The following is a 24,124-nucleotide window of genomic DNA, read 5'->3' as shown; positions in this document are numbered from 1 at the left end:
ATAACCCACTGCGGCCCTGATGCAGCGGCTATTTTGATAAGCGGTCAAAAAAGAGCAATATGTGACAAACCAGTATGCGTAAATAGTGTTAACTTTTCTAGGTGATGTTGTATCGTTAGCTACTATTATTTACGCCCCAGGCTATCCATCTCCCGCCCCATAGGAGAGAATGCCCGGTAGCTTTTTATTCCTCATCAAAAAAAACACGAAATGAAAAACACAATTTTTGCTTGTGCGATTTTGTTAACAACCCTTACTGCTCATGCTCAGTTCACCACGCTGCCTAGTGGCGATAACAAACGTGCTTCCGTTAGTGAAGGCATTGGTATCACACAGGTAACCATTAATTACAGTCGCCCTGGTGTTAGGAACAGGGACGGCCATATCTGGGGAGAAGTAGTCCATAAAGGCTTTGCGAATCTCGGCTTTGGACCATCCAAGGCAGCGCCGTGGAGAGCGGGCGCCAATGAAAATACCACTATTACTTTCTCTACAGATGTCATGGTAAACGGACAACCACTGGCCGCTGGCACCTACGGCTTCTTTGTGGCCTATGATCCTAATGAAAGCACCCTGATTTTCTCCAAAAATTCCAGCTCATGGGGTAGCTTCTATTATGATCCTAATGAAGATGCGTTGCGCATAAAAGCAAAGCCAGTTGCCACAGATAAAAGTGTGGAATGGCTTAAATATGAATTCATCGACGAAACGCCTACCAGTGCTACTGTAGCCCTGGAATGGGAAAAGCAAATGATTCCGTTTAAGGTAGACGTGGATGTGGTAAAGACACAGATCGCTTCTTTCCGCAAAGAGCTGAGGGGCACTAGTGGCTTCGCCTGGCAATCCTGGGATGCAGCAGCTAGCTTCTGTGCACAACATAATACAAACCTCCAAGAAGCCCTGCTATGGGCCGATTCCGCTACCAGTGTAACTACCGGAGGTACCCAGAGCTTCCAGGCATGGAGCACCAAAGCTGCTGTCCTGGATAGTCTTGGCCGAAAAGAGGAAGCGATGGCGGTTATGAAAAAAGCCTTGCCCTTCGGCAATGTGAATGAACTATATTTCTATGCCAGGAATCTCGCGCATCTCAAACATGGCAAAGAAGCCTTCGAGATCTTTAAAATGGACTACGATAAACACCCCGACGAATTTCTTACCAACGCCGGTATGGCCCGCGGATACTCTGCACTCGGAGATTACAAGAAAGCATTGACCTATGCGCTAAAAGCCCGCGCACAAGCGCCAGACCTGCCAAACAAAGATCGATTAGAGAAATTTGTGAAGACGCTGCAAGAAGGAAAAGATATTAACTGATAATCAAACCCGCGCTCGCCGCGGGTTTGATGTTTTATATAAATACATTTGCCAATATAAAATCGTACCTTGACCAACCGCCACGAGCTACAACCTATAGCTTCTGGCACTCTTATTGTAAATCGGGGAGCAAATCAAATAGCCAAAATTTATGAACAGAATTCTAAAGACTGTCAGCGTATTTTCAATTATCGTATTAACGGCGATGGGAGCTGTAGCGCAAAAAGTAGATAAAGACTATATCAATTCGTTAAAAAAGGAAAAAGAGATCCTGAAAGAGGAGACAAAATTAAACGCGCTTAAATTGAAAGCCGCCTATGAAACAATTGATCTGCAAAAAATGATGGATGATGCCGAGAAATTAAATAAGAAGGCAGATGACGCCATGAGAACTGCGAAGAAGCATTCTGCAGAAATGACGAATGGAGAAGTGGGTGATGAAAAACTGTCCAAAAAGGCCAGCCGCTCTGCTAAAGATGCCAGCAAGTATGCGAATGATGTACATAAGCAAACAGAAAAAATTGCTAAATCAAAAAAATACATTGAGCAATTAGAAGAAGATATTCGTAAACAAGGTCTTCGCATTGAAGACATGAAGAAGAATAATGCGTAAGCAAAAAATTAAAGAACAACTATACCGGTAAAGTAATCACTTAAGCTCCCCGATACAAAGGAAAGCGGGTGTCCTTAGAAGGGCACCCGCTTTTCTTTAGGTGATTTTATGGGTAAAGGATAACCCATGTAAAAATTTATATTCCCGATATCTTTGTTAACTTGTACCGAAGATAAATTATTGAACATCAGTAACGAGTCAACATATCACGCCGACAATGGGCAACTGTTATCTGGCTGGCAAAAATTCCTGGACGGTGACAGTGAAGCTTTTGGTCAGCTCGTTGCCCTATATTATGCTCCCCTTTTTCAATATGGCATGAAAATCCATCCCGATAAGGATTTTGTGGAAGACTGTATCCAGGAGATGGCTACCACCCTATGGACCAAAAGATCGAATCTGAGCCGGGAAGTACATGTGAAAAGCTATTTCTTCAAAAGCCTGCGTCACAAAATGCTCCGGGAGCTACAAAACCATAAAACACAACAAAAGCGCCTAGGCCTGTGGATACAGGATTACCAGCCTCCCTTCAACGCTGAATTATCGGTGGAGTCGTTCATTATTGATGACGATGGGGAACGGGAACGTAAACAACAGCTCCACAACTGCCTCCAACAACTCAGCCACCGCCAACAGGAGATCATTTACCTCCGTTATTTCCAGAACCTGGAACATGAACAGGTGGCCGCCATCATGAAACTGACCAAAGAGGCCGCTTATAACCTGCTATCGATGGCGCTCAAACGCCTCCGCAACCAATGGGAATTGCTGTCTGGAGCCGTTTCCGGGTGCATCATTCTGCTCCAAGGAAATTATTTTTAAAATTTTTCCTTTTTCATGGTGAGATTTCTACAACTTTTGTATTTAAGAGGTAAATGCAATAGCAGTTTTTATTTGTGAACAATGAGTGAAAATCCATTTCATTCCATCCAAGATTTCTGGGCCGATGAATCCTTTGTAGATTGGGTGCTGGGCAATAACCCGGTAGCCGCTGCACATTGGGAACAGTGGATGCTCGCACATCCGCAACAGGTACCCGCATTGCAGGAGGCCAAACGCCTGCTGCTGGCTGTTCGCGTGCAGGAAATATCCATACCTGAGCAGGAGATACGTGCAAAAGTGGACCATATCCTTCGCCAACTACCGGAAACGCATCAACGGCGAATCTGGGGAGGATGGCGTATGGCCGCTGCCGTGGCAGGTATCATCCTGCTGGGAACTACCGCCTGGATGCTGGTCAACCGGCAGAAAGCCACTTCCTTGCAGTCCGGCCACCTGGATGAAGTGTTGGCTACCACAAAAAATGTCACCGCACACCCAATGCCGGTAACCATGAAAGATGGTAGTACCATCACACTGGAACCTGGCGCCAACATTCGATACACTGCCAATTTTGGTGCGTATGCACGTACCGTTTATCTCGAAGGAAAAGCCAACTTCGATGTCCGGCCACTGTCCTCCGCACCTTTCGTCGTGAATGCCGGTGGTATCGAAACACGGGTATTAGGGACCACCTTCTCCGTGGAAGCATCCAATACAGCAAAGCGTGTACTCATAATAGTGCAGCACGGAAAAGTGGCCGTAAAGAAGAACCAGGACCGGGAATTAATCCTCTCAGCCAACCAAGAGGCCAGCTATGAAGCCGCTAAAGGGAACCTTATTAAAAAGTTGGTATCATCCCCATTAACTCAAGTAGCTGTAAGGCACCAAGAAGATTTTATTTTCACAGATACACCCGTCACCACAATTTTTGAAAAACTGAAGAAAGTCTATGCTATTGATCTCATCTATGATCCAACTATTTTAAAGTCATGTACGATCACAGCCAACCTTAATCAGGAAGCTTTTTATGATAAACTGGACCTCATCTGCAAGGCACTCGGATTGAGTTACCAGGAGTCAAACGGTCAGTTGGTCATCAGCGGAAATGGCTGCGGAAACAACTGAGTCGCTAAACGTATGTAAGCATAAAAGACCATCAACCAGGTCATATTACCGAAACTAAATCGTTCATCATTCAATAACAATGTTATGTCCACGCGCTAATGAAATAACGTAACAAACAAAAATTAAAAAGGGATTGATAATGCTGTCACATTACCAACCCCTGAGTCGTTCCGGCTCCGCCAACTTATACTGATGTAAACTTCAGTAAAGCCTTCTATTGCTATTACAGAACCGTAAACAACCAAAATTATGTGGAATTATTGTATTAATCACCATCAGCTGAGAAAAAAGCTTATGCGTATTTCGGTTATTCAATTACTATTACTTTTTACCCTTACTGGCATCAGTTATGCCAGTGAAGTGAGATCCCAATCACTGCTGACCAACAAGGTTAGTATCAACGTACAGGACAAGTCGTTGAAGCAGGTATTACTGACGCTGGAAAAATTGGTAGATGCCAAATTTATCTATAGTGGTGAACTGATAGATGTAAAAAGAGAAGTTAGCATTTCAGCTACAGAGCAGCCTTTGGCAGATGTATTAAATACCTTGCTGGTAGGCACTGCAGTACACTATGAAGTAGTCAATAAACAGATTGTGCTTTGGTCGGAGTCGGTGAAAAAGCCTAGCATCCTATTGAATCCGCTAGCCGGTAATCTCGATCAGCAGGATAAAACCATTGCTGGTACGGTAAAAGGAGAAGATGGGACGCCGTTACCCGGCGTAACGGTATTGGTGAAAGGCGCCAATACAGGTGCTGTAACCAATGCTAGTGGACATTTCCAGCTAACGGTGAACGGCAATGCTACCCTTGTGCTCACCCTGTTGGGTTATGAAAAGAAAGAAGTACCTGCGGTGGCAGGCAACCATAATATGGCCATCACACTGGCCGTATCCCAACAAGGTCTCGAAGAAGTAGTGGTAATCGGCTACGGTAGCGTTAAAAGAAAAGATGTTACTGGCGCCATTTCTTCTGTAAAAGCAACAGATATTCCCAAGTCGGCCAATACATCCATTGATCAGGCGTTAAGCGGCAGGGCCGCCGGCCTTATGACAACCCAGGCTACCGGCCAGCCAGGTGCAGGCGTAAATGTACAAATCAGAGGTAATGCTTCTTTTGCTTCTGCAGGAGTATTGTATGTGGTGGATGGTGTGCCTGTTAATGGCGCAGCGGACGAGCCAGGATCTGGTAACCGCTACGGTGGTATCAACCGTTCGCCACTGAACTTCCTGAACCCCGATGATATTGAATCTATCGAAGTCCTGAAAGATGCCAGCTCCGCTGCTATCTACGGTGCGCGTGCAGGCGCAGGTGTAATTCTTATCACCACGAAAAGAGGAAAGGACGGCGCGGCACGTGTGAACTATACCTTCAGTCACGCTTTCCAGGAACCAGCTAAGTTCTACGATATCATGAACAAGAAAGATTACATGACGGAACGTAACAACATCCTACATGAACGCTGGTTACTCAATAATAAAATCGCGCCTTACGGTTCTACAGATCCATCTACAGTAACGCCATTTGTACCTCGCTATACCCAACAAGAAATTGATACGGCCAGTCCTGCGCAAAGCGCTATCAATGCGGTAACACAGTCGGGCTTCATGGATCAGCATAATCTCTCCGTTGCGGGTGGTAATGACAAAACGAAATACTATATCTCCGGTAATTACCTCAACCAGGAAGGGGTGATCAAAACATCCGGTTATAAAAGGTATACCGGCCGCGTAAACCTGGATCAACTGGTGGGTAAGAAAATCAAACTGTCTGTAAATGTAAACGGTACCCGCTCTATCAGTAATAACCCTGCTATCGGTAGTGGCCTGTATGAAAATTCAGGTATCATCGTGGCGGCCTTCTATCATCCACCTACCGTGCCTTTGCGTAACCCCGATGGCAGCTATCCGCTCAACCCGGATTACTCCAATGCACCAAACCCGCTGTCGTTCCTGGAGATCACGGACCAAACAGTAGGTTCCCGCCTGCTCGGATCTGCCTCCGCTACCTGGGATATCACCAGCGACCTCAGTGCCAAGGCAAATTTCAGTTTCGATCAGTCGAATAATAAAAGAAGTAACTATCTCCCTAAATCATTCCTGTACGGTGCACGTACTGGCGGTCAGGCCAATATCCTGGAATCTTCTGCCACTATAGGATTGGTGGAATATCTGCTTAACTATAACAAGAAGATCGGCGCTTACAGCCACCTCAATGCGGTAGCTGGTTACTCTTACCAGGTGCTGGAACAGGAAGGTTTAAATGCAGGCAACCAGAAGTTTATCACGGATAATTTCGTGTATAACAACCTAGGTATGGGTGAATTTGCAAGACCTACCGTAGGTTCTTTCAAAGGTCGTGAAAGATGGGCGTCTTACTTCGCACGCGCTACTTTTGATTTCAAGGATAAATATTTGCTCACCGCTTCTCTACGCCGCGATGGTTCTTCTAAGTTCGCAGAGAATAAAAAATATGGCTGGTTCCCATCTGTTTCTGGCGCATGGAAAATCTCTAATGAAGAGTTCCTGAAACACAGTGATGTGATCTCCTTCCTGAAACTGCGTGCCAGCTTCGGTTCTACTGGTAATAGTAATATCGGTGGAAGCGCATTTTCATATTATTCCACTGGTAAAAGCTATGTTTTCGGTAGTACCCAAAACACAGGCGTATACCTGAGCCAAGTAGCCAACCCTAATCTCACCTGGGAAACCGCCAGAGAGGTAAACCTTGGCCTCGACTTCGCCCTGTTCAGAGATCGTGTCAGCGGTACTTTTGAATATTTCAATAAAGTGATCAGCAATCTGCTCAGTTCACGCCCATTACCTAGCTATTTTGTCGTTAGCTCTATGGCGGCGAATATCGGTAAAACCCAGAGCCGTGGCTTTGAGTTCACACTGCGTACCACCAACATCAGTACGAACGATTTTTCCTGGAATACCGATTTCAACATCGCTCGCTACCGCGATACCTGGAAAGAACGCGATCCATTAGTAGTAAAAACACTGCCTAAATACGTAGGTCTGCACGATCCTATCCGTGCTGTCTATGGTTATGAAACAGATGGTATCCTGCAATCAGGTGAAAAAGTACCTGGCTACCTCACTGGTCTGCAACCAGGTATGATCAAAGTGAAAGACATAAACGGTTATGACGATAATGGTAACCTCACCGGAAAGCCTGATGGCAAACTGAATACCGCAGATCAACGATATTTCGGTACCACTGATCCTGGTTATACCATTGGTTTCAACAATAGCTTCGCCTATAAACAATTTGACCTGAGCGTATTCTTCTATGGCCAGTTGCAACGCACCAAATATAACTCCGACCTCGCCACTGCCTATAGCCTGGAGTCTACCCTCGCGCAGTTCGGATGGAATGCACTGAGCATCGTAAAAGACAGATGGTCATCTTACAACCAGCAAAGCAGTCGCCCTAGTGGATTGAACAATCCTTATGGTTCCTATACCGATAACTATTTCCGCGAGAATGCATGGTTCCTGCGCTGCCGCAACATTACATTGGGGTATAGAATGCCTGCCAGCACGCTGAAAAAACAGCATCTCATTTCCTCCGTACGTTTCTATCTGGATGCACAGAACCTGTTCGTGATCACTCCATATAGCGGTATCGATCCAGAACTGGAGAGCTTTGCTGCATACCCAATGCAACGTTCATGGATACTCGGGGTGAATGTTTCTTTCTAATATCAAAAATGCAAAACAATGAACTTCAAATCATCAATTATATATGGTAGCCTGGCACTGTTGGGATTTACCACTTTCACTTCCTGTGAAAAAGACCTGAAGCCGGATGTCTATGACCAGTTCACACCCTCCACCTTCTTTAAAGATGGTAATGATGTGAAGGCTGCCCTCACTTCTGTATACAATGGCCTGATGACAGGCGGATATGCCGGATGGGGCAGTGGTAACGGCTCCTGGCATGTACAAAACAGCATGACCACGGACGAACTCGTGTGCTCATGGGGATGGGATGGCTGGAAGAAAATGAACGACCTGAATTTCGCAGAGAATTTCGGAGAGATCACCGGTCACTATACCACCTTGATCCGAAAAGTGTCAGAATGCACCATCTTCATGGACAAGGCCAACAGCGTGACCATGGATGCTACACTCAAAGCTAGGTATATCGCGGAAGCGAAGGCACTACGCGCTCATTTCTCCGCTATCCTGTACAGCTACTATGGTCCTGTACCAATTGTAGTAGACCCTAAAGTTGCACAAGACCCACTGGCGCCATCTGTGGCACGCCCAACTGATGATTGGATGACCAGCCAGATTGAAAAGGATTACAAAGATGCGGCGGCGGCATTACCTACTGCCTATAGCTCGTCCGACTATGGTCGCTTTACGCAAGGCGCTGCGCTCACTGGCCTGATGAAATTATACATGCAGAAAAAACGTTGGTCCGATGCCGTTACTATCGGCCAACAACTGCTGACATTGGGAGACGGCCAGCACGTGTATGAATTGCAGGCCAACTACGCAGATATTTTCAAGATCACGAATAAAACCTGTAAAGAGATCATTTTCGCTATCTCTTGCCGTAACGATGCAGACCAGACTAATATGTGGTTGGCGCACGTATTGCAGGGCGACTACTACGATCCTGCCGGACAGGCGCTCACTGCATGGGGTGGATATAAGATGCCATGGAAAACGTACGATAAATTTGATCCAACTGATAACAGGCTCACAGTGTTACTGAGGAATTATCCTGTTGGCCGCGATGCCAGCGGCGCCCTTAAATACAAGGATGCCAAGGCTGCCGGTTTACCAGGTGCATTGCCTGTTAAATACGGTCCTGACCCTGCCGCCAGCGGCGAATCACAGGGGGTAGATATGGTGGTATGGAGATATGCAGATGTATTGCTGCTGCTGGCAGAAGCACTCAATGAACAAGGTGGACCTTCCAATCAAGCCATTGATCTAGTGAACCGGGTACGTGTACGTGCAGGGCTCACTGGCTATGCCTACGGCTCCCTCTCTCAATCGCAGCTCCGTAGCAAGATCCAGGACGAACGCCTGTTTGAACTATGGACAGAGGGCTCTCGCCGCGATGACCTTATCCGTTGGGGCCTCTTTGTAGAGCGTGCCCGAGAAAGTGGCTCTCCTTTCGCCGATACAAACAAAATATTCTACCCGATCCCCCGCCAGGCTATTGATGAAAGCGGTGGTTTGATCAAACAGAACCAAGGATACTAACAACGGTTGATGACGGGCATCGGGGATCAAATCTCCAGCCCGTCATCTTCTTTTAATACGATATTATAACGTGGAAGGATATATGAAAGGGAGACGCTATCTAATGCTGCTTCTAATGGCACTTTATGTAACGGGGTGTGACAATGACAATGGAGAACAGATAGCTCAGCGGACCTGTGGCAGTTGCCATCTTTTCCCTAAGCCATCCTTATTGCCGGCTGGTATCTGGGAGCAACATGTGCTGCCACAGATGGCCAAGCGTTTGGGTATTACTACTGAGCTGGGAGGTAAGCAACTGTCGGAATTGGAACGTAGGCAAGTGCCTGCACAGCCCTTAATCAGTGAAGCAGAATGGAAGAGCATCAAACGATATTATCTGTCTCATGCCCCGGCCAGCCTAACCGATTCTCCGGCTGTACCTGTGGGCGCAAATATTGGTAGCTTATTCCGCATCCAGCAAGTGCAATTGCCTGCCGCAAAGCCCGCAAATATCTCCTGTGTACGTATCAATCCTCCAAAACACGAACTATATGCTGCCGATGCGGTCAACCATTGTATATGGTATATCGACCAGTTGGGCATCGCCACAAATGTGTATAAAAATGAGAACGAAACCATTACAGATATACAACTGGAAAATGAGGAAGCGCTGGAAACCAGCATCGGTCCCTCGCTGAATCTTACGCCAGAAAAACTAGGATCAGTATCCCGCCGCGGGTTGTATACCGGACAGAAAGGACAGTTGCTACTAAATCATTTATATAGGCCAGTACAAACCTTATCCTGTGATGTAGATGGAGATCAACAGCCGGAGATGATTACCTGCGAATTCGGCGTAGATGAGGGAAAGTTGAGTGTATGGAAAAATAACGGAAATGGATATACGGAGAAGGTGTTGTACAATGTACCTGGTGCCATACATATGGCCGTTACGGATATGAATGGAGATGGTCGCCCGGATATTCTGGCGCTCTTCGGTCAGGGCAATGAACAATTATTGTGGTTCGAAAACAAAGGCCATTTGACATGGGAGCCACATGTACTTTTGCGTTTCCCACCAGTATACGGCTCCACCAGTTTTGATATCGCGGATATGGATGGGGATGGTCGTCCAGATATTATTTATACCTGTGGTGATAATGCGGACTATTCCCCGGTTTTAAAACCCTATCATGGCATTTACATCTATCATAATGATGGTGGACAATCCTTTTCACTGCGCACCTTCCTACCTCAGAACGGTGCATACAAAGTATTGGCCCGCGATTTTGATGGGGATGGAGACATCGACCTAGCAAGTATTGCGTATTTCCCCAATACCAACGCGGAATTTCAGGACGAATTCCGCCTGTATCTCAACAACAATGGAAAATTCTCTATGCTGACCAATCATCTTGGAAACCTGGGTCGCTGGCTGGTGATGGATGCAGCCGATATTGATGGCGATGGCGATTGCGATATTGTTTTGGGTAGCTTTCCCATGATGGTAATGGCGCCTGGAGGTTACAGGAAAGAGTGGCAGCAAGGAAGTGGGGTAGTACTACTACTGAACCAAAGCAAACATTAATGCGCTCAATCAATCCCACAGGAACTAAAACAGAAATCCCCAGATCAAATGATCCAGGGATTTGCTGATTGTTTGGATTTTGAATTACGATAATGTGGAGTTCTTAATAAACATCATATGGCGGCTTAAGACTATAGTACCAGTTTATTTGCGCCAAATCCCCCTTTGTAAAAACATAAAACGGATTAGTGCCGGCATCAAAATCGGCTGGCGCCCCATCATATCCCGTCAACGAATAAAGGGCGTTATAGCTCGACATGATGGCCAACGATGGATCTTGTGGAGTATTATGTGTATTAGGAATGGCCATCTCCATCACGTTGTTGTCATAGTCGCCTCCAGATACCGCGCCAGTATGCCCATAACCAAGGGTATGCAGAAATTCATGAACAATTAGTCTGGTATAATACACATGCGCCCACTTTAACCCCGTTTGGTTTAAATCAAGATTGATGGAAATCAAATCACCGACCTTACCGCTACCATCAGGAATATGTGCCCATGCCGGTGCGGCATTCGTTCCACTATTATCTCCTCTGATCACCACATCATAGGTAGTGCCCAACGTTGGAAGCACATCGCCATAGGTGATACTGGTAATATTGATATTGGGAGACACCTGACTTAGATACTTTTGGGCCACTGGAAGCGCGGCGGTGATGGCTTTTGCAATAACATTCCCATCGGCCCCTGAAAGCTTGTTATCTACGAATACCGTGATGTTTTTGCTTCTTGAAAAATCTACCTTTTTATTAAACCAAATATTATCAGCCGGTTTGATGCTGGTCAGGTTGTTGTCGAAGAACAGCTCCTGCTGCTTATTGGGTTTACTGCAGCTAAAGCAAAGTAACAATGCTGCGATGATGATATATCTGTGTTGCATAAATTTCGTGTTCCTAGTTAAAATATAGTTTAGGGTCTGTCACTAATAAAAGTCAGGTTATCATAAAACCATACTTTGGAGCCCTTCCATCCGCCTTGATAGGTACCATCATACATTAAGAAATATACCTTTACATTCCGTGTGGTGGGGTCCCAGGCAGAATTGGCAGCTTGTGTAGCATCCGGACTCAATGCCGCTGAGCGGCCCCTTATGGCCTCTGGCTGTCCGAAGTAATTAGTGACACGTATGATCTGACCATTGCCATTTGGATTGAAATGCAATACCGGGCAAAAATATCCATACCAGTTCCAACTATTGCTGGCTGTACTCCAAAATATATGTGCGTTTAGCGGCTTGCCATACGGATCGGTATAGCCATTATGAAACACGTAGGAGTCTCTCATAATGCAGGTAGAATCATCTACCGTCACTAAGTCAACAGTAGTACTGCCAATAAAAGTATTCTCTGGGAATTGATAGTCAGTCATACCGCCGGAACGTAAGGAATAATAACCGTCGTATTTGTTTTTAACCACCATTTTGTAATACACATAAAACCTGTCGGAGCTGATGGATAGTGGTTTCGGCACTTGCGCGATGTTGTAGGCGATCATGTATTTGTCGTCCGATTTTACATTCAGCGTATTCACTACCAATTTAAAGTAACCCACATTTTTACCCGCAGGTATCGTTACTTTTAAGTTCTCACTAACGATGGTACTCTCCGGGAAAAAGCTCCAATTCGTGCCTTTAGCAATATTGTATTTGGTAATAGCAGCAGTGTCTCGCGCTAGCGTCACCGTTACATCCTTGTCAAAGGTGCCAGCGGTATTGGCGATGTAAACTGGAATGGTAATAGTATCTGTGGCACTCAGGGAAGAAGGCATGCGATTGATCGTTTTCATCCTACTATCTACCGATATGGTAGCCGCATTATCTAATGGCGCCAATTCTACGATGCTGGTCGCAGGAACATCTGACAACGATATGCCAAATTTATCTTTCATGCACGACTGCATAGTTATTGTCAGAAGACTTATATAGATTAGTTGAATATGCTTTTTCATCTTTCAATATTTTGTAAGGACTATTAAAAAATTATCTGCCCCAGAATATTTTTTTAGTAAGTAAATCTTCTCCTTGAGCCTTAACATTAGCCCCATTGGTGGCATATTCTATACTTGGATAAAATACTCTTTTAGGTAAAGCCGGCGCTCCTGGATATTTAGATCCATAGATGTAAGTGGGCCATCCTGTCCGGCGGAAATCGGCGTAAGGTTCAAATGGATTGACCCCATTCATGGCAATCCATTTTTGGGATAAGATAGTTTGTAATGGGTCAGTGGTTAAGTCAATATTGAAGTTGTTGACCTTTCCTGTCGTTTGTGCCATATAACCATTTGCGTCTGCAATAGCATCGCTAGGTTGATAGAAAATGTTACCAGAAGGATCTGGCAGTGAGCCTTTGTACAAGTAGGTAAAGTTGGCGCGAACACCGTTTTTGTATAACTCTTTATAGTCGCCGGGAATGAGATTTCTGTAGGCTGCTTCGGCTTGCAGGAAATAACTCTCGAAGGAGGTAAGCATTGGAATAGGCTGATTAACATTCTTAATAATGCCATAGCCATTCGTTCCGGAGAAGCTGCCATTCACATTATCTCCCCAAGCAAAGCCAGACAAGGTATCATTATTGGCAGTAGGTACCCCAAAATAAGCCCCTTTGAAGTGGTTTGGATTATTATCATATGGTGCGTACATCCTGTACAAGCGCCAATCGCCATAGCCATTGAATCCATCCCAGTAGAAGTTAACAGCCGCGGCATTTGCACGGAACGAGTTATAGTTGGATGTCTGCTGATTTTGACTGATATTCCAAAATCTTTCTACGAATGGATTGCCTTTGCCACTTTGGTTAAAATATCCTGGGTTTACATTCCCTTCTGTTTGCGTACTGGAGATATATCCATCCACAGCGGCGCTACTCAGCAAGTGTTGCAGGGCAGTGGCATAATAGGGCGGTTTGTTAGCTACCTGGCTCACGCGTAGTATAAGTCTTAACTGGAGCGTATTGATGAATTTAATCCAGTTAGACTTATTCCCATTATACATAATATCCCCTTTCGGTACGTTTCCTGTCCAGTTTTTAATCAGGTCTCTAGCGCTATCCAATTGCTGATATAAATCATTGTAAATAGTGGCTGCATCGTCATAAATCGGCGTCGGATATTTATCGATTTGTAGCGCCTGTGTATAGGGAACATTGCCAAAGAGATCAATCAGGTTATGATAACAAATGACATTCATCGTTTTCACGATACCTCTGTAAAAGTTATTCCCCTGAGCATGTTGGTCTATGTATTGCAAATTACCCAGGTTGCCGTAGTAGCCGGTCCACATCCCTTGAAACCACTTGTTGTCGAAGGTATAATTGAACACATAAGAGTTCACAAAGGAACCGCCGCCAGTAGTCCAATATCCCATCCAGTACGACATATCATTTGAACCCATATTTTGTAAGTAGGCAATGTCCCTTAATTGTGGCGATAATACCAGCGCAACATCTACATTGTTGGGATTATTGGGATTATTTTCATTTATATCAAAGTATGTTTTTGAGCAAGACGATATCCCTGCTATCAACAACAACACGAATAAATATTTAGTGAGTACTTTCATTTTGTAAAAGTTTCCTTTTGAAAAAATTAAAACCTGACGCTGATATTTCCACCGATGAATCTTGTTGGCGGTGTTTGTGAAGTATTGGTAGTACCATCTGCATTATAGTTGCCGCCAAGATTGAATTCAGGATCGGTCCAGATGTTTTCTGATGGCCTCCACATCAACAGGTTTCTGCCAGTAACGGCTACAGTAGCGCCTTTGATGGTTTTAACTCCTTTGAATAAAGATGCAGGGAAAGTATAGGACAATACTACTTCTCTGAGTTTCCAGAAAGCATTGCTGGTAACATATGGTGTACCCATGGAGCTATACGCCTGCCAGAATTGGTACACATTGGCAATTTGTCGGGAGGTATTAGGTACATAATGCCCACTACCATCATCATAAACAGAATTAGGAAATACAAATCGCTGGCGATTACCATAAGTGGAGTGCTCTGAGGCACCTGTCCAGTCTAAGGTTTGGCCGATCTGGTTAAACAATACACCACCACCTCTGTAATCCGCTACAATGGAAAGGGCGAAATTTTTGAAGGAAATAGAAGTGTTCAGGCCCAAGCGATAGGGTTGGAAAATAGACCCCATGAATTTATAAGCCGCTGCACGGGTAGGATAACCGTTATTGTCCACAATGACTTTGCCAGTGGCTGGGTCTCTGGAGAAATCTGTTACTTTTAATGCAGGGAAAGCATAGCCAACTACTGCATATGCATCGTTGGTCATCGATAAATCGGCGCCGTTATTGGGTAATGAAATTACTTTATTCTCGATATACGTGAAGTTGCCGCCGATATCCCATCTGAGGCCGTTAGACCTGTTGTCAATCAGTGTAACTTTAATATCTGATTCTACGCCGAAATTGGAAGTTTCTCCACCATTCACCAACATAGAAGAAAATCCTGTTGCAGGAGATACTTGCGTAGGAATCGTCTGATTTTTAGTTCGTTGCTTGAAAACGGTTCCAGTTAAGTTAATCCTGTTTTTCAGCAGGCTTACTTCAAGTCCTCCTTCTATTTCTGTGGTACGTTCATCTCGCAGGTTAGGATTAGGGGCCAGTGCATTTTTACTATAACCTACGCTGTTATTATACGGATAACCATAAGCAACATTGAATGAAGGCGTAGTTAAGTAAGAGCCATAAGTACTAACGGTGCTTAGGTTTACCTGACCCGTTTGGCTGTATGCGAGTCTCACCTTACCAAAATTTATCACATCATTATTAAATAATGTGGGTAATGCATCTGAAAGGATAAATGCTGCATCTGCTGATCCATAGGAAAATCTTCTATGAGAGGCAGCCAGGATAGAAGTCCAGTCAAACCGATAACTACCGTGTAAAAACAAATACTTATTTATGCCAAATGATAAGTCAGCAAATGCTGCCTGCTGATTGCGTTCAGCCTTACTTTCTCCGGCTGTTTGCTGGCCAATATAACTGGAGATATTATAAAAGTCATTAAAGGCAAGCGTGTTGGCATTAAAATTCTCTGAATTGTATTTATCCTGAACAATGGAATGTCCTAATAGGAGTTTGGAGTTAATATTTTGTGACAACTGCTTTTTAAAAGTTAATAACAAATCACCTGTGATACGTGACTCAAAGCTAGATCCACCATTTGCGGTAGGTAACAACACCTTATTGTTGGATGCTTGGGTACCACCTGGAATATTGTAAGGATTTCCTTGCTCGTAGTCAGAATATTTCCAGCCATTACCCGTGTTTTTATAGTTGTAGGAACTATAAGTATAACCAAATCGATAACTGGCTTCTATATTATCAGTGATGGCGTATCTGGCTGCCACATTTCCCACAAATTTATTATCGTATCCTTTACTTCTGAAGTTACGCAGGTTCCACCAGGGATTATCATTCCAAGCATTGTAGTAGTTGTCTGGAGAAGAAAAGAAACCATCTTTAAACCAGTTTAAATCCACATGTGCCGGCGAATTCAGGATTTGGTTGTACAAACTTCCTCTGCTCCATATCTGATCTGTATTGGTATTGGTGTATCCTAATGCATAATCAAGACTCAATTTGTCGTATTTAGTACTTCCATTCAGTTTAAAGAAGTTTTTTGTTAGCTTATTTCCAGGTATAATATCAGATCGGTCTGTCCGTTGGAAGGCTACATATACTGAGGAATTCTGTGTAGCAGTACCGATTGATAAGTCATATTGTTTGGTGATACCTGTCTGGAAAAAATCCGTGCGTGATCCTTTTTTCGGGGAGTAAGTGGTTTTTATCACCGTATCTTTGTAGGTACCATCATTAAAGTAGATTCGCTTGGGAGTGCCTACTTCTACTATACTTCCATCGTATTTAGGACCGAATTGTTGATTCTCAAACGGAACATTTATCGTTTGTCCGGTAACAGGATCTACATACTTCGATTCGCCTCCCCAGCCACCGTAAGTGTATTGCAGATTAGGCAGTTTTGAAATACTTTCCCACTGTATACTGGTTTTGAAATTTATCTCAGTTTTGCCAACAGGTGTTTTCTTTGTGGTAATGACCAATGCGCCATTACTACCCATAGAGCCATACAAGGAGGCCGCAGCACTACCTTTGAGTACGTTTACACTTTCAATATCATTAGGATTGATATTGTTCAAAATATAAGGTTGTACAATGGCGCCATCCAACACAATAATAGCCGCATTATTCCCGGTAATAGACCTATTCCCACGTAGGTTGATTTTATAAGAAGGATCGAGGTTATTGTCTTGTGTTTGAATAGAAAGGCCGGATACTTTACCAATCAACCCAGCAGTGGCATTGATGTTTTCTGCCTGGTTTAATTCTTTACCGCTGATAGTGGTAGCGGCATATCCTAGTTCTTTCGGCTGACGTTTGATGCCATAGGCAGTAACCACCACTTCTTGCTGAAAGGTGGTCTTTTGTTTTAAGTGGATAACAAGCGGGTCTTCGTTTGTCACCTGCACTTCTTGGACCTCTGTTCCAATATAGGTAAACACCAGTATTTTAGTGCTATTGGCCGGAACAGAAAGTTGAAAACGACCATTCGCATCGGTACTGGTACCGAGAGAAGTACCTTTGATCCTGATCGTTACACCTGTTAATGGCGTGCCTTTTTCGTCCGTTACAATACCCTTAATTAACATAGGGGATTGTTGAGGGACAGCAGCAGCGCGTGTATGCGCGTCTGACTTTAATACAATGATGTTATGACCAACAATAGAATAGGTGATTGGTTGTCCTTTTAAACAACTGGCCAGCGCATCGGAAACCGGAACATTATTCAGATTTACTGAAACGGGTGTAGTGAGTCGCAGTGCATCATCTTTATAAAAGAAAACGTAGTCGGTTTGGTGTTCAATGGCCGAAAAAATTTGTGAAATATTCAATTTTTCACCCTTCAGCGTAACATTCTGTGAATACGATTTGGCGCTTAGTTGAACACTAACGACCAACAGAAAAACGAAGATCGTTTTCACCTTGTGTAGCTTTAGGTTAGGGCGTGGAAATCCTTGTATTCTCTCAAATACATTTTTTAAGAAAATCATATTTTTTTGGTTGAGAAATGAGCAATAGACGTTGGTCTCTCTTAAATTCAAAAGCGCTTTTGTAAATTCAATGGATACCCTTATTGATTGATCTTTTATTTGATAATAATCGTGGAGTTGTTTACCTCATACTTGATATTATTTAGGTCTAATATTTTTAAGAATTCAGATAGATTTTCGTTGCGTTTTAATTTACCAGTGAATTTTATGTCTGCCACATGACCTTCAAACTGAACATTCACGTCGTACCATCTTTCTACTTGTCGCATCACAGCAGAAAGGGGAACTGCGGAGAATTGGGTATATCCGTTTTTCCAAGCGATGACGGCATTCACATCTGCCGGTTGGGTAAGGTTCATTTCACCTTTCGGGGTGATGTTTACCTGCTGGTTGGGTAATAATACCTGGGATTGCATGGAGTTATATGCATGTACTTTTACTTTCCCTTCTAATAAAGTGGTACTTACAACAGGTTCATTCGAGTAGGCGTTAATATTGAATTTGGTGCCTAATACTTCCACTTTATAGCCAGGATTTTGAACTGCTGGATGATCTGTTTCCACTGTAAAAGGGAGGGGTTGTGCATGTTTACCGACCAGGTGTGCCACTTCAAAATATGCTTCTCCTGTAATGAATACTTTTCGTTCTCCGGCAGGAAATACAACTGGGAATCTAATGGAGGAAGCAGCGTTCAGCCAAACTTTGCTGCCATCTGAAAGTTGCAGGAAATATTGGCCACCACGGGGAGTGCTGATGTTGTTATACAATATTTGATCGCTGTTCTTTTCTGCCCCACTATAAATGATTTCGCCCGTTTTTGTTTTTACTACTCGGCCTTGTCCTTGCGTGGCCAGTAATCCATTGGGAACGCTATCTAACAAGATGGTTTGTCCATTGCTCAGCGTGAGGGTAGCTTTGTTACTACTGCTGCTGGTATGCCGACTCGATTGGGCAACTTCCCGCAATGACTTGTTGGGAGATGGGTGTAGGAAATAATAGCTAGTTAGGCCGACACATGTCATCACGACGGCTGCTGCCACCCAGCGCCACCATCTCAGCGGTACTACCTTAGGTGGTACATGCGCTACATCGGACGTATGCGGAATAATTTCGCTTAATATCTTCTCTGCATCCGTCGTCCTTAAGTAAGTATCTATTTGTGCTGGGTGCTGGTGTATGTCCTCAATAGTTTGGGCTATTAGTTCCTTTACAACTGTTTCGTTTCCGCTAAGGGAGAATAATTCGAATAACTCCGATAGCTCTGCTTCGGAACAGTTATCATTTACATATTTATGGAATAGTACTAGCAATCGATCCTGCATAAACGCGGTATAAAAGTGCCTTCAATATTATTAGACGCACGGCATTTATGCAAAGGGGTAGTAGAAAAAATATTTTTTTTCGAAAAAAAGCGGGTATTAGCTAACGTATTCGAAATCAATGCTGAAATCGTTCGAAAGTGTATGGTTGGTAGGAGAGTGGTCGCGAAAATGGGGGTTGTAATCGCTGACACAAAGGAAAATTACCAGCAGGAAGCTTTGGTCACGCAAAAAGGTTTGTACAATTTTATTGGCGGCCATTATATGTTTCTTGACCGTTTCCTTGGAGATCTTCAGTTGTGCCGCTATTTCTTCATGGCTAAATCCGGCTGTTCTACTTAAATGGTACACATGTTTTTGCTGGGGTGTCAATAAGCGTGCGGCCAGGGATAGCGTGGCTTGCAGGTCCCGTAACTTAATGGCTTCTTCTGTACCGTCATCAATATCCACACTATTTTCCTGTATCGAATGGATAATTTTTACTTCTGTTTTCTTCCGTCTTAGCTTGCTGTAAATATTATTTCGCACCATGGTGTGCAGATAGGCATTAAAGTTATCTATCTCATGGAGGGATTCCCTATTGAGCCAAATGGTCGTAAATACTTCCTGTAGTACGTCTTTGCTGGTACTGTCCGATTTTAATAACTTCTGGGCGGCGAAATATACTTTCGCCCTATATTTTTCAAATAGTTTTACAAAGGCAGATTCATCTCCCTCCGCTATCGCGAGCAAAAGTCTTGTATCTTCCATTGTTAGGCAATTACGTGGTCGTACTAAAGTAGTGAAATTTAATTATAAGTTTAAAATAGATCCATAACCTCAATGTAAGGAGAAATGCCCAACGTCAAACTTTTTCGCTACTTACTTGGAGGAAATTCAACCGTTCATGCGGTTACCCTAAGTATCTAAGTTACCAGACTTATTGGGAATTGGGTACAATTGGGTAATTTTATGGGTATTTAGGTTTTAAAAAATAGTATTATTTATTTTGGTAATATAATTAGGGATGGATCTTTCACTCAAAAACTTCAAGGCTGTACTAAATAAAGAACTTATCAAAAAGGCCGGCAAAAATATTGTCAGAGAATGTGATGAGATTGAAAAAGACAGCTTTCAGGCTTATGTAGATGAAAATGATGAAAGTTTTGACGTGGCTATCTCAATAGATAATAAAAAAGTAATCGTCAATCATTCCTGTGACTGCAACAGCAAAGTTGGGTTCTGTCAGCATAAGACAGCCTTGCTGTTGCATTTAAGTAAACCGGAAGGCCGACCCGTAAAAGGAAGCAAAAGAAATAATCAACTTGAAACTTTAATAGAGGAGATAGACCCGGCTAAACTAAAGTTATGGATTAAGGAAGTCCTGATAAAAAACAAAGATCTTGAACTGGCGTTTATACATCAGTTTACCAGTCAACAAAAAAAATATAGTCCTGCAGATGTAAAGGAGTTTACCCGGAATGCTGTTAAAGCCGTTATAAAAAACAGGGGTAAGGCAGAAGTGAATGAAGTGAAAAAGATCGTTGAACTATGGACGGAGATCCATGATACCATTGTAAATGAATATTGCTCACAGGTAGTAGACGAAGCCGCATTTCTGAATGTTGATGCATTAATAGCAGCAGTAGAAGATACGCAGGCAACAATCATAACTTCCAGTAACAGGTTCAGTAAGTATGTGGAAAGCCAGTTGCTCAAAGTGCTCGTTTCATTACAGCAATTATCAAACGACGAAAGCTGGTTTACGGCTTGTAGTTATTTCGCAGACCGGATTACAGGAGCGGATTTTGATCTCAGAACCTACTATTTGTCTTTCCTCGTGAATATGCTTAATAATAGCAGCCAAACCAGAAAGATTATAATGATAAACAAGCTGGTGAAGCAATATACTACAAATAATCCGCAGGCGATGTATCATGGCAACATATATACGAAAGCCCTCTTTGGTCTGGTAAAGGATAGTGATTTATTTGAAACCTATTATAAAGTATTTAAACCGATTCGTTTTAATAACGATTATAACGAAGAACTTATTGAGCAGTTAATAGATTACAACCATCTTAAGTTGGCGGAAAAATATTGCCAGGAACAGATAGCGGCGAACGTTCGGGAGGAATACAATGAACCTTACCTACAATTCCTGAAGGAAATATATACTATTGAGAAGAATGACAAGAAGCTGGCAGGGGTTTTACAGGAGCTTTTTCCACTCACCTTTAATTTCGATGATTATTTATTTATCTGTGGACAAATGGAAATAGAGGAAGAAAGGAAGAAATGGCGAACCAAAATATTGACAAAAGCAAGGCAAATGCCTGCTATCTATCGGAACGCTGTAATATTTCCTTTCAGGTTAATGGACTATGAGCAGAATTATAAAAAAATGATTCAGTATATAAATGCTACTACTCCTTATAACATTGTAGTGGCGTATGCAAACAAAATGATACTTGTTGATAAGTATGGTTTCCTGAAAGCTCTTCTCCATAAAAATGACGACTTTTCCGATATGGAGGATCATGAAATGCCTGCAAGCCTGGAAGCACTAGCACAAATATTAGAAAAAAATTATGACAAAATTGAATTACAGGCGATGTGTAATATCCAAAAAGGGGGATGGTTTTCCAAGGAAAATATGTTGATCTCGTTTCTTAAAAAGAGAATCTTGTAGGATATTCTGACATTTTGCGGACACCGTCCGCAAAATTGTATTGTCTGATTCGTAAGGCGTTAGAATAAGTATTAGAAGCAGATATAAAGACTGCTTCTAATCTATATTGAGCAAGACCTTATTAATTGGCGGATTAAAAAATGGCGTTTTTAAAGAAAGGCTGTAAAAACGAAAAAGCCACTTCTTTAAAAGAAGTGGCTTTTTGCGGACCGGACGGGACTCGAACCCGCGACCTCCGCCGTGACAGGGCGGCATTCTAACCAACTGAACTACCGATCCGTTAGAATTTTGTGAAGATACTTGCTATCTTTCTGTTTCCCAATTGGTTGTGTTGTTCCGTTTTGGGATTGCAAAGATAGCAACAAAGTTTTCATTTTAGCAAATCTTTTTTAAAAAAAATTTTCAGCACTATCTTTACACCGTACTTTAACCAATTTATTCAAATTATGCAATTCCTGGATTTCGAAAAACCTATCGAGAATTTATATGAGCAGCTGGCCAAGTTGAAGGAGAATGGTGAAAAGTCAGGTGTAGATGTTTCAGCTACCGTTAAGGAGTATGAATCTAAGATCGTAACTACCCGCCAGGAGATTTACGATCATCTGACCGCTTGGCAGAGAGTGCAGCTCAGTCGTCATCCCGATAGGCCCTATACTCTGGCGTATATCGAAAAGATGTGCTCCAACTTTGTGGAACTGCACGGCGACCGGAATGTGAAGGACGATAAGGCCATGGTAGGCGGCTTTGCAGACCTGGACGGCGAAACAGTAATGTTTATCGGTCAGCAGAAAGGTGTCAATACCAAAATGAGACAGCTCAGAAACTTTGGTATGGCCAATCCGGAAGGTTATCGTAAAGCCCTCCGCCTCATGAAACTCGCGGAAAGGTTCAACAAACCTATCGTTACCCTGATCGACACTCCCGGTGCATACCCTGGACTGGAAGCGGAAGAAAGAGGCCAAGCGGAAGCTATCGCCCGTAACCTCTTCGAAATGGTGAAACTCCGCGTACCAGTTATCTGTATCATCATCGGTGAAGGTGCTTCTGGTGGCGCCCTCGGTATCGGTATCGGCGACCGTGTACTCATGCTGGAAAATAGCTGGTATACTGTTATCTCCCCCGAAAACTGCTCTACGATCCTCTGGCGTAGCTGGAACTTCAAAGAAAAAGCAGCCGAAGAACTGAAACTGACTTCCGACTACATGAGCCAATTCGGCCTGGTAGACGGCGTTATCCGCGAACCACTGGGCGGCGCCCACGTAAACCCGGATGAAATGGCTGATATCCTGAAGAAACGTATCAAGGATGCGCTCGCTGAATTGAAGAACATCGATCCAGAAACCCGCATTGAACAGCGTATCGACAAATTCTCCCGCATGGGCTTTTACGAGGAGCATTAAAAAATAATTTAGAGAACACGATAAAAAATTAGAATTTCGGCCTCCGAAATTCTAATTTTGTTTTTTCGTAAACACAGTCATGGAACAATTAAGAGGCACCGGGGTAGCTTTGGTTACACCCTTTAAAGCAGATGAAAGCATAGACTGGATCGCTTTGGAAAAGCTGATCAACTATGTGATTGAAGGCGGAGTGGACTACGTTGTAACACTCGGTACAACAGGGGAAACACCAACACTTTCTTCAGAAGAAAAGCTGGATTTGATAAAGTTCACCTTTGAAAAAGTAGCGAAGCGGGTGCCTGTAGTGGTGGGTGTCGGCGATTATAACACGAAGAACGTAGTAAAACTGCTGGAATCCACAAAGCTGGATGAAGCAGCAGCTATCCTCAGCGTGGCGCCTTTTTACAGCAAACCTACTCAGGAAGGTATCTACCAGCATTATAAAACAATCGCAGCAGCTTCTCCTAAGCCTATCATCCTTTATAACGTTCCTGGTCGTACCGGTCGTAATATGACGGCAGATACAACCCTGCGCCTGGCGCACGAAGTAGAGAATATCGTAGCCATGAAGGAAGCTTCCGGCGATATGATCCAATGCATGCAGATCCTCCGCGATAAACCAAAAGACTTTATCGTTGTCAGCGGAGACGACGCCCTGGCCCTTGCTCAACTGGCATGCGGCATGGATGGTGTTATTTCCGTAGCAGCCAACTACTTTGCAACGGATTTCTCCGCAATGGTAAACGCTGCCCTCAATAACGATTACCCAGGTGCACGCATCCTGAATAACAAGATGCAGAAAGGTTTCGACCTGATGTTCTGTGAAAATAATCCTGCTGGTATAAAGGCTTTCCTGGCCCATAAAGGTATCCTGGAAAACTATTTCCGCCTGCCAGTAGTGCCTGTAACAGATGGCATCTATCAGCAAATCGGAGATTATCTCAGTAAATATTAATTTTAAAATAGTCCTGTCGTTTC

General features: G+C 43.5%; 16 protein-coding genes and 1 tRNA gene. 10 read left to right on the top strand and 7 right to left on the bottom strand.

Translation table 11 applies throughout. The features are described from left to right. Positions 1-210: 210 nt before the first annotated feature. The 7 genes from JO154_RS23215 to JO154_RS23185 all read left to right on the top strand — a co-directional run bounded on the left by JO154_RS23215 (position 211) and on the right by JO154_RS23185 (position 10,670). Complete coding sequence (locus JO154_RS23215; protein ID WP_291950398.1) at positions 211-1,314, top strand: DUF2911 domain-containing protein; 1,104 nt, start codon at positions 211-213, stop codon at positions 1,312-1,314. Between the two features lie 151 nt (positions 1,315-1,465). Further along, the gene (locus JO154_RS23210) at positions 1,466-1,927 is read left to right on the top strand and encodes a hypothetical protein (RefSeq protein WP_291950395.1); all 462 of its coding nucleotides are present in this window, start codon (positions 1,466-1,468) and stop codon (positions 1,925-1,927) included. Between the two features lie 153 nt (positions 1,928-2,080). Further along, positions 2,081-2,749, top strand: coding sequence for a sigma-70 family RNA polymerase sigma factor (locus tag JO154_RS23205; RefSeq protein ID WP_291950392.1), 669 nt, complete (start codon positions 2,081-2,083; stop codon positions 2,747-2,749). Positions 2,750-2,830: 81 nt separating this feature from the next. Then, on the top strand, positions 2,831-3,874 hold the full coding sequence (locus tag JO154_RS23200; RefSeq protein WP_291950389.1) for a FecR family protein: 1,044 nt from the start codon (positions 2,831-2,833) through the stop codon (positions 3,872-3,874). A gap of 294 nt (positions 3,875-4,168) precedes the next feature. Next, positions 4,169-7,582 carry a TonB-dependent receptor gene (locus tag JO154_RS23195; protein ID WP_291950386.1) on the top strand — a complete coding sequence of 1,138 codons (3,414 nt, stop codon included), beginning with the start codon at positions 4,169-4,171 and terminating at the stop codon, positions 7,580-7,582. Positions 7,583-7,600: 18 nt separating this feature from the next. Next, complete coding sequence (locus JO154_RS23190) at positions 7,601-9,103, top strand: RagB/SusD family nutrient uptake outer membrane protein (protein ID WP_291950384.1); 1,503 nt, start codon at positions 7,601-7,603, stop codon at positions 9,101-9,103. Positions 9,104-9,218: 115 nt separating this feature from the next. Next, positions 9,219-10,670 carry a VCBS repeat-containing protein gene (locus JO154_RS23185; RefSeq protein WP_291950381.1) on the top strand — a complete coding sequence of 484 codons (1,452 nt, stop codon included), beginning with the start codon at positions 9,219-9,221 and terminating at the stop codon, positions 10,668-10,670. Between the two features lie 103 nt (positions 10,671-10,773). On the opposite strand, the gene JO154_RS23180 is transcribed toward JO154_RS23185, so the two are convergent. The 6 genes from JO154_RS23180 to JO154_RS23155 all read right to left on the bottom strand — a co-directional run bounded on the left by JO154_RS23180 (position 10,774) and on the right by JO154_RS23155 (position 19,825). Next, complete coding sequence (locus JO154_RS23180; RefSeq protein WP_291950378.1) at positions 10,774-11,553, bottom strand: hypothetical protein; 780 nt, start codon at positions 11,551-11,553, stop codon at positions 10,774-10,776. A gap of 29 nt (positions 11,554-11,582) precedes the next feature. Further along, a complete protein-coding gene (locus tag JO154_RS23175; RefSeq protein ID WP_291950374.1) occupies positions 11,583-12,620 on the bottom strand; it encodes a DUF1735 domain-containing protein in 1,038 nt (345 codons plus the stop codon). A 31-nt stretch (positions 12,621-12,651) separates the two neighbouring features. Further along, positions 12,652-14,229 (bottom strand): SusD/RagB family nutrient-binding outer membrane lipoprotein, encoded by a 1,578-nt coding sequence (locus tag JO154_RS23170; RefSeq protein WP_291950371.1) that lies wholly within the window; start codon positions 14,227-14,229, stop codon positions 12,652-12,654. A 26-nt stretch (positions 14,230-14,255) separates the two neighbouring features. Continuing rightward, on the bottom strand, positions 14,256-17,756 hold the full coding sequence (locus JO154_RS23165; protein WP_291950368.1) for a SusC/RagA family TonB-linked outer membrane protein: 3,501 nt from the start codon (positions 17,754-17,756) through the stop codon (positions 14,256-14,258). Between the two features lie 95 nt (positions 17,757-17,851). Continuing rightward, entirely contained in the window at positions 17,852-19,078 is a 1,227-nt protein-coding gene (locus tag JO154_RS23160) for a FecR family protein (RefSeq protein WP_291950365.1), read from the bottom strand. 96 nt (positions 19,079-19,174) lie between these two features. Next, positions 19,175-19,825 carry an RNA polymerase sigma factor gene (locus JO154_RS23155; protein WP_291950362.1) on the bottom strand — a complete coding sequence of 217 codons (651 nt, stop codon included), beginning with the start codon at positions 19,823-19,825 and terminating at the stop codon, positions 19,175-19,177. Between the two features lie 256 nt (positions 19,826-20,081). Here JO154_RS23155 and JO154_RS23150 point away from each other — a divergent pair, with 256 nt between their 5' ends. Next, positions 20,082-21,746, top strand: coding sequence for a hypothetical protein (locus JO154_RS23150; RefSeq protein WP_291950360.1), 1,665 nt, complete (start codon positions 20,082-20,084; stop codon positions 21,744-21,746). 205 nt (positions 21,747-21,951) lie between these two features. On the opposite strand, the gene JO154_RS23145 is transcribed toward JO154_RS23150, so the two are convergent. Then, a tRNA-Asp gene (locus JO154_RS23145) sits at positions 21,952-22,025 on the bottom strand. Positions 22,026-22,192: 167 nt separating this feature from the next. Between JO154_RS23145 and JO154_RS23140 the strand changes: the two genes are divergently transcribed. Next, positions 22,193-23,146, top strand: a complete 954-nt coding sequence (locus tag JO154_RS23140; RefSeq protein ID WP_291950357.1) for an acetyl-CoA carboxylase carboxyltransferase subunit alpha — start codon at positions 22,193-22,195, stop codon at positions 23,144-23,146. 79 nt (positions 23,147-23,225) lie between these two features. Continuing rightward, positions 23,226-24,101, top strand: coding sequence for a 4-hydroxy-tetrahydrodipicolinate synthase (gene dapA, locus JO154_RS23135; protein ID WP_291950354.1), 876 nt, complete (start codon positions 23,226-23,228; stop codon positions 24,099-24,101). Positions 24,102-24,124 lie beyond the last annotated feature (23 nt).

Origin of the sequence: Chitinophaga sp. (assembly GCF_019236475.1) — a bacterium.
In the GTDB taxonomy this organism is placed as follows: Bacteria; Bacteroidota; Bacteroidia; order Chitinophagales; family Chitinophagaceae; genus Chitinophaga.
This window is presented reverse-complemented; position numbering and strand designations above follow the sequence as displayed.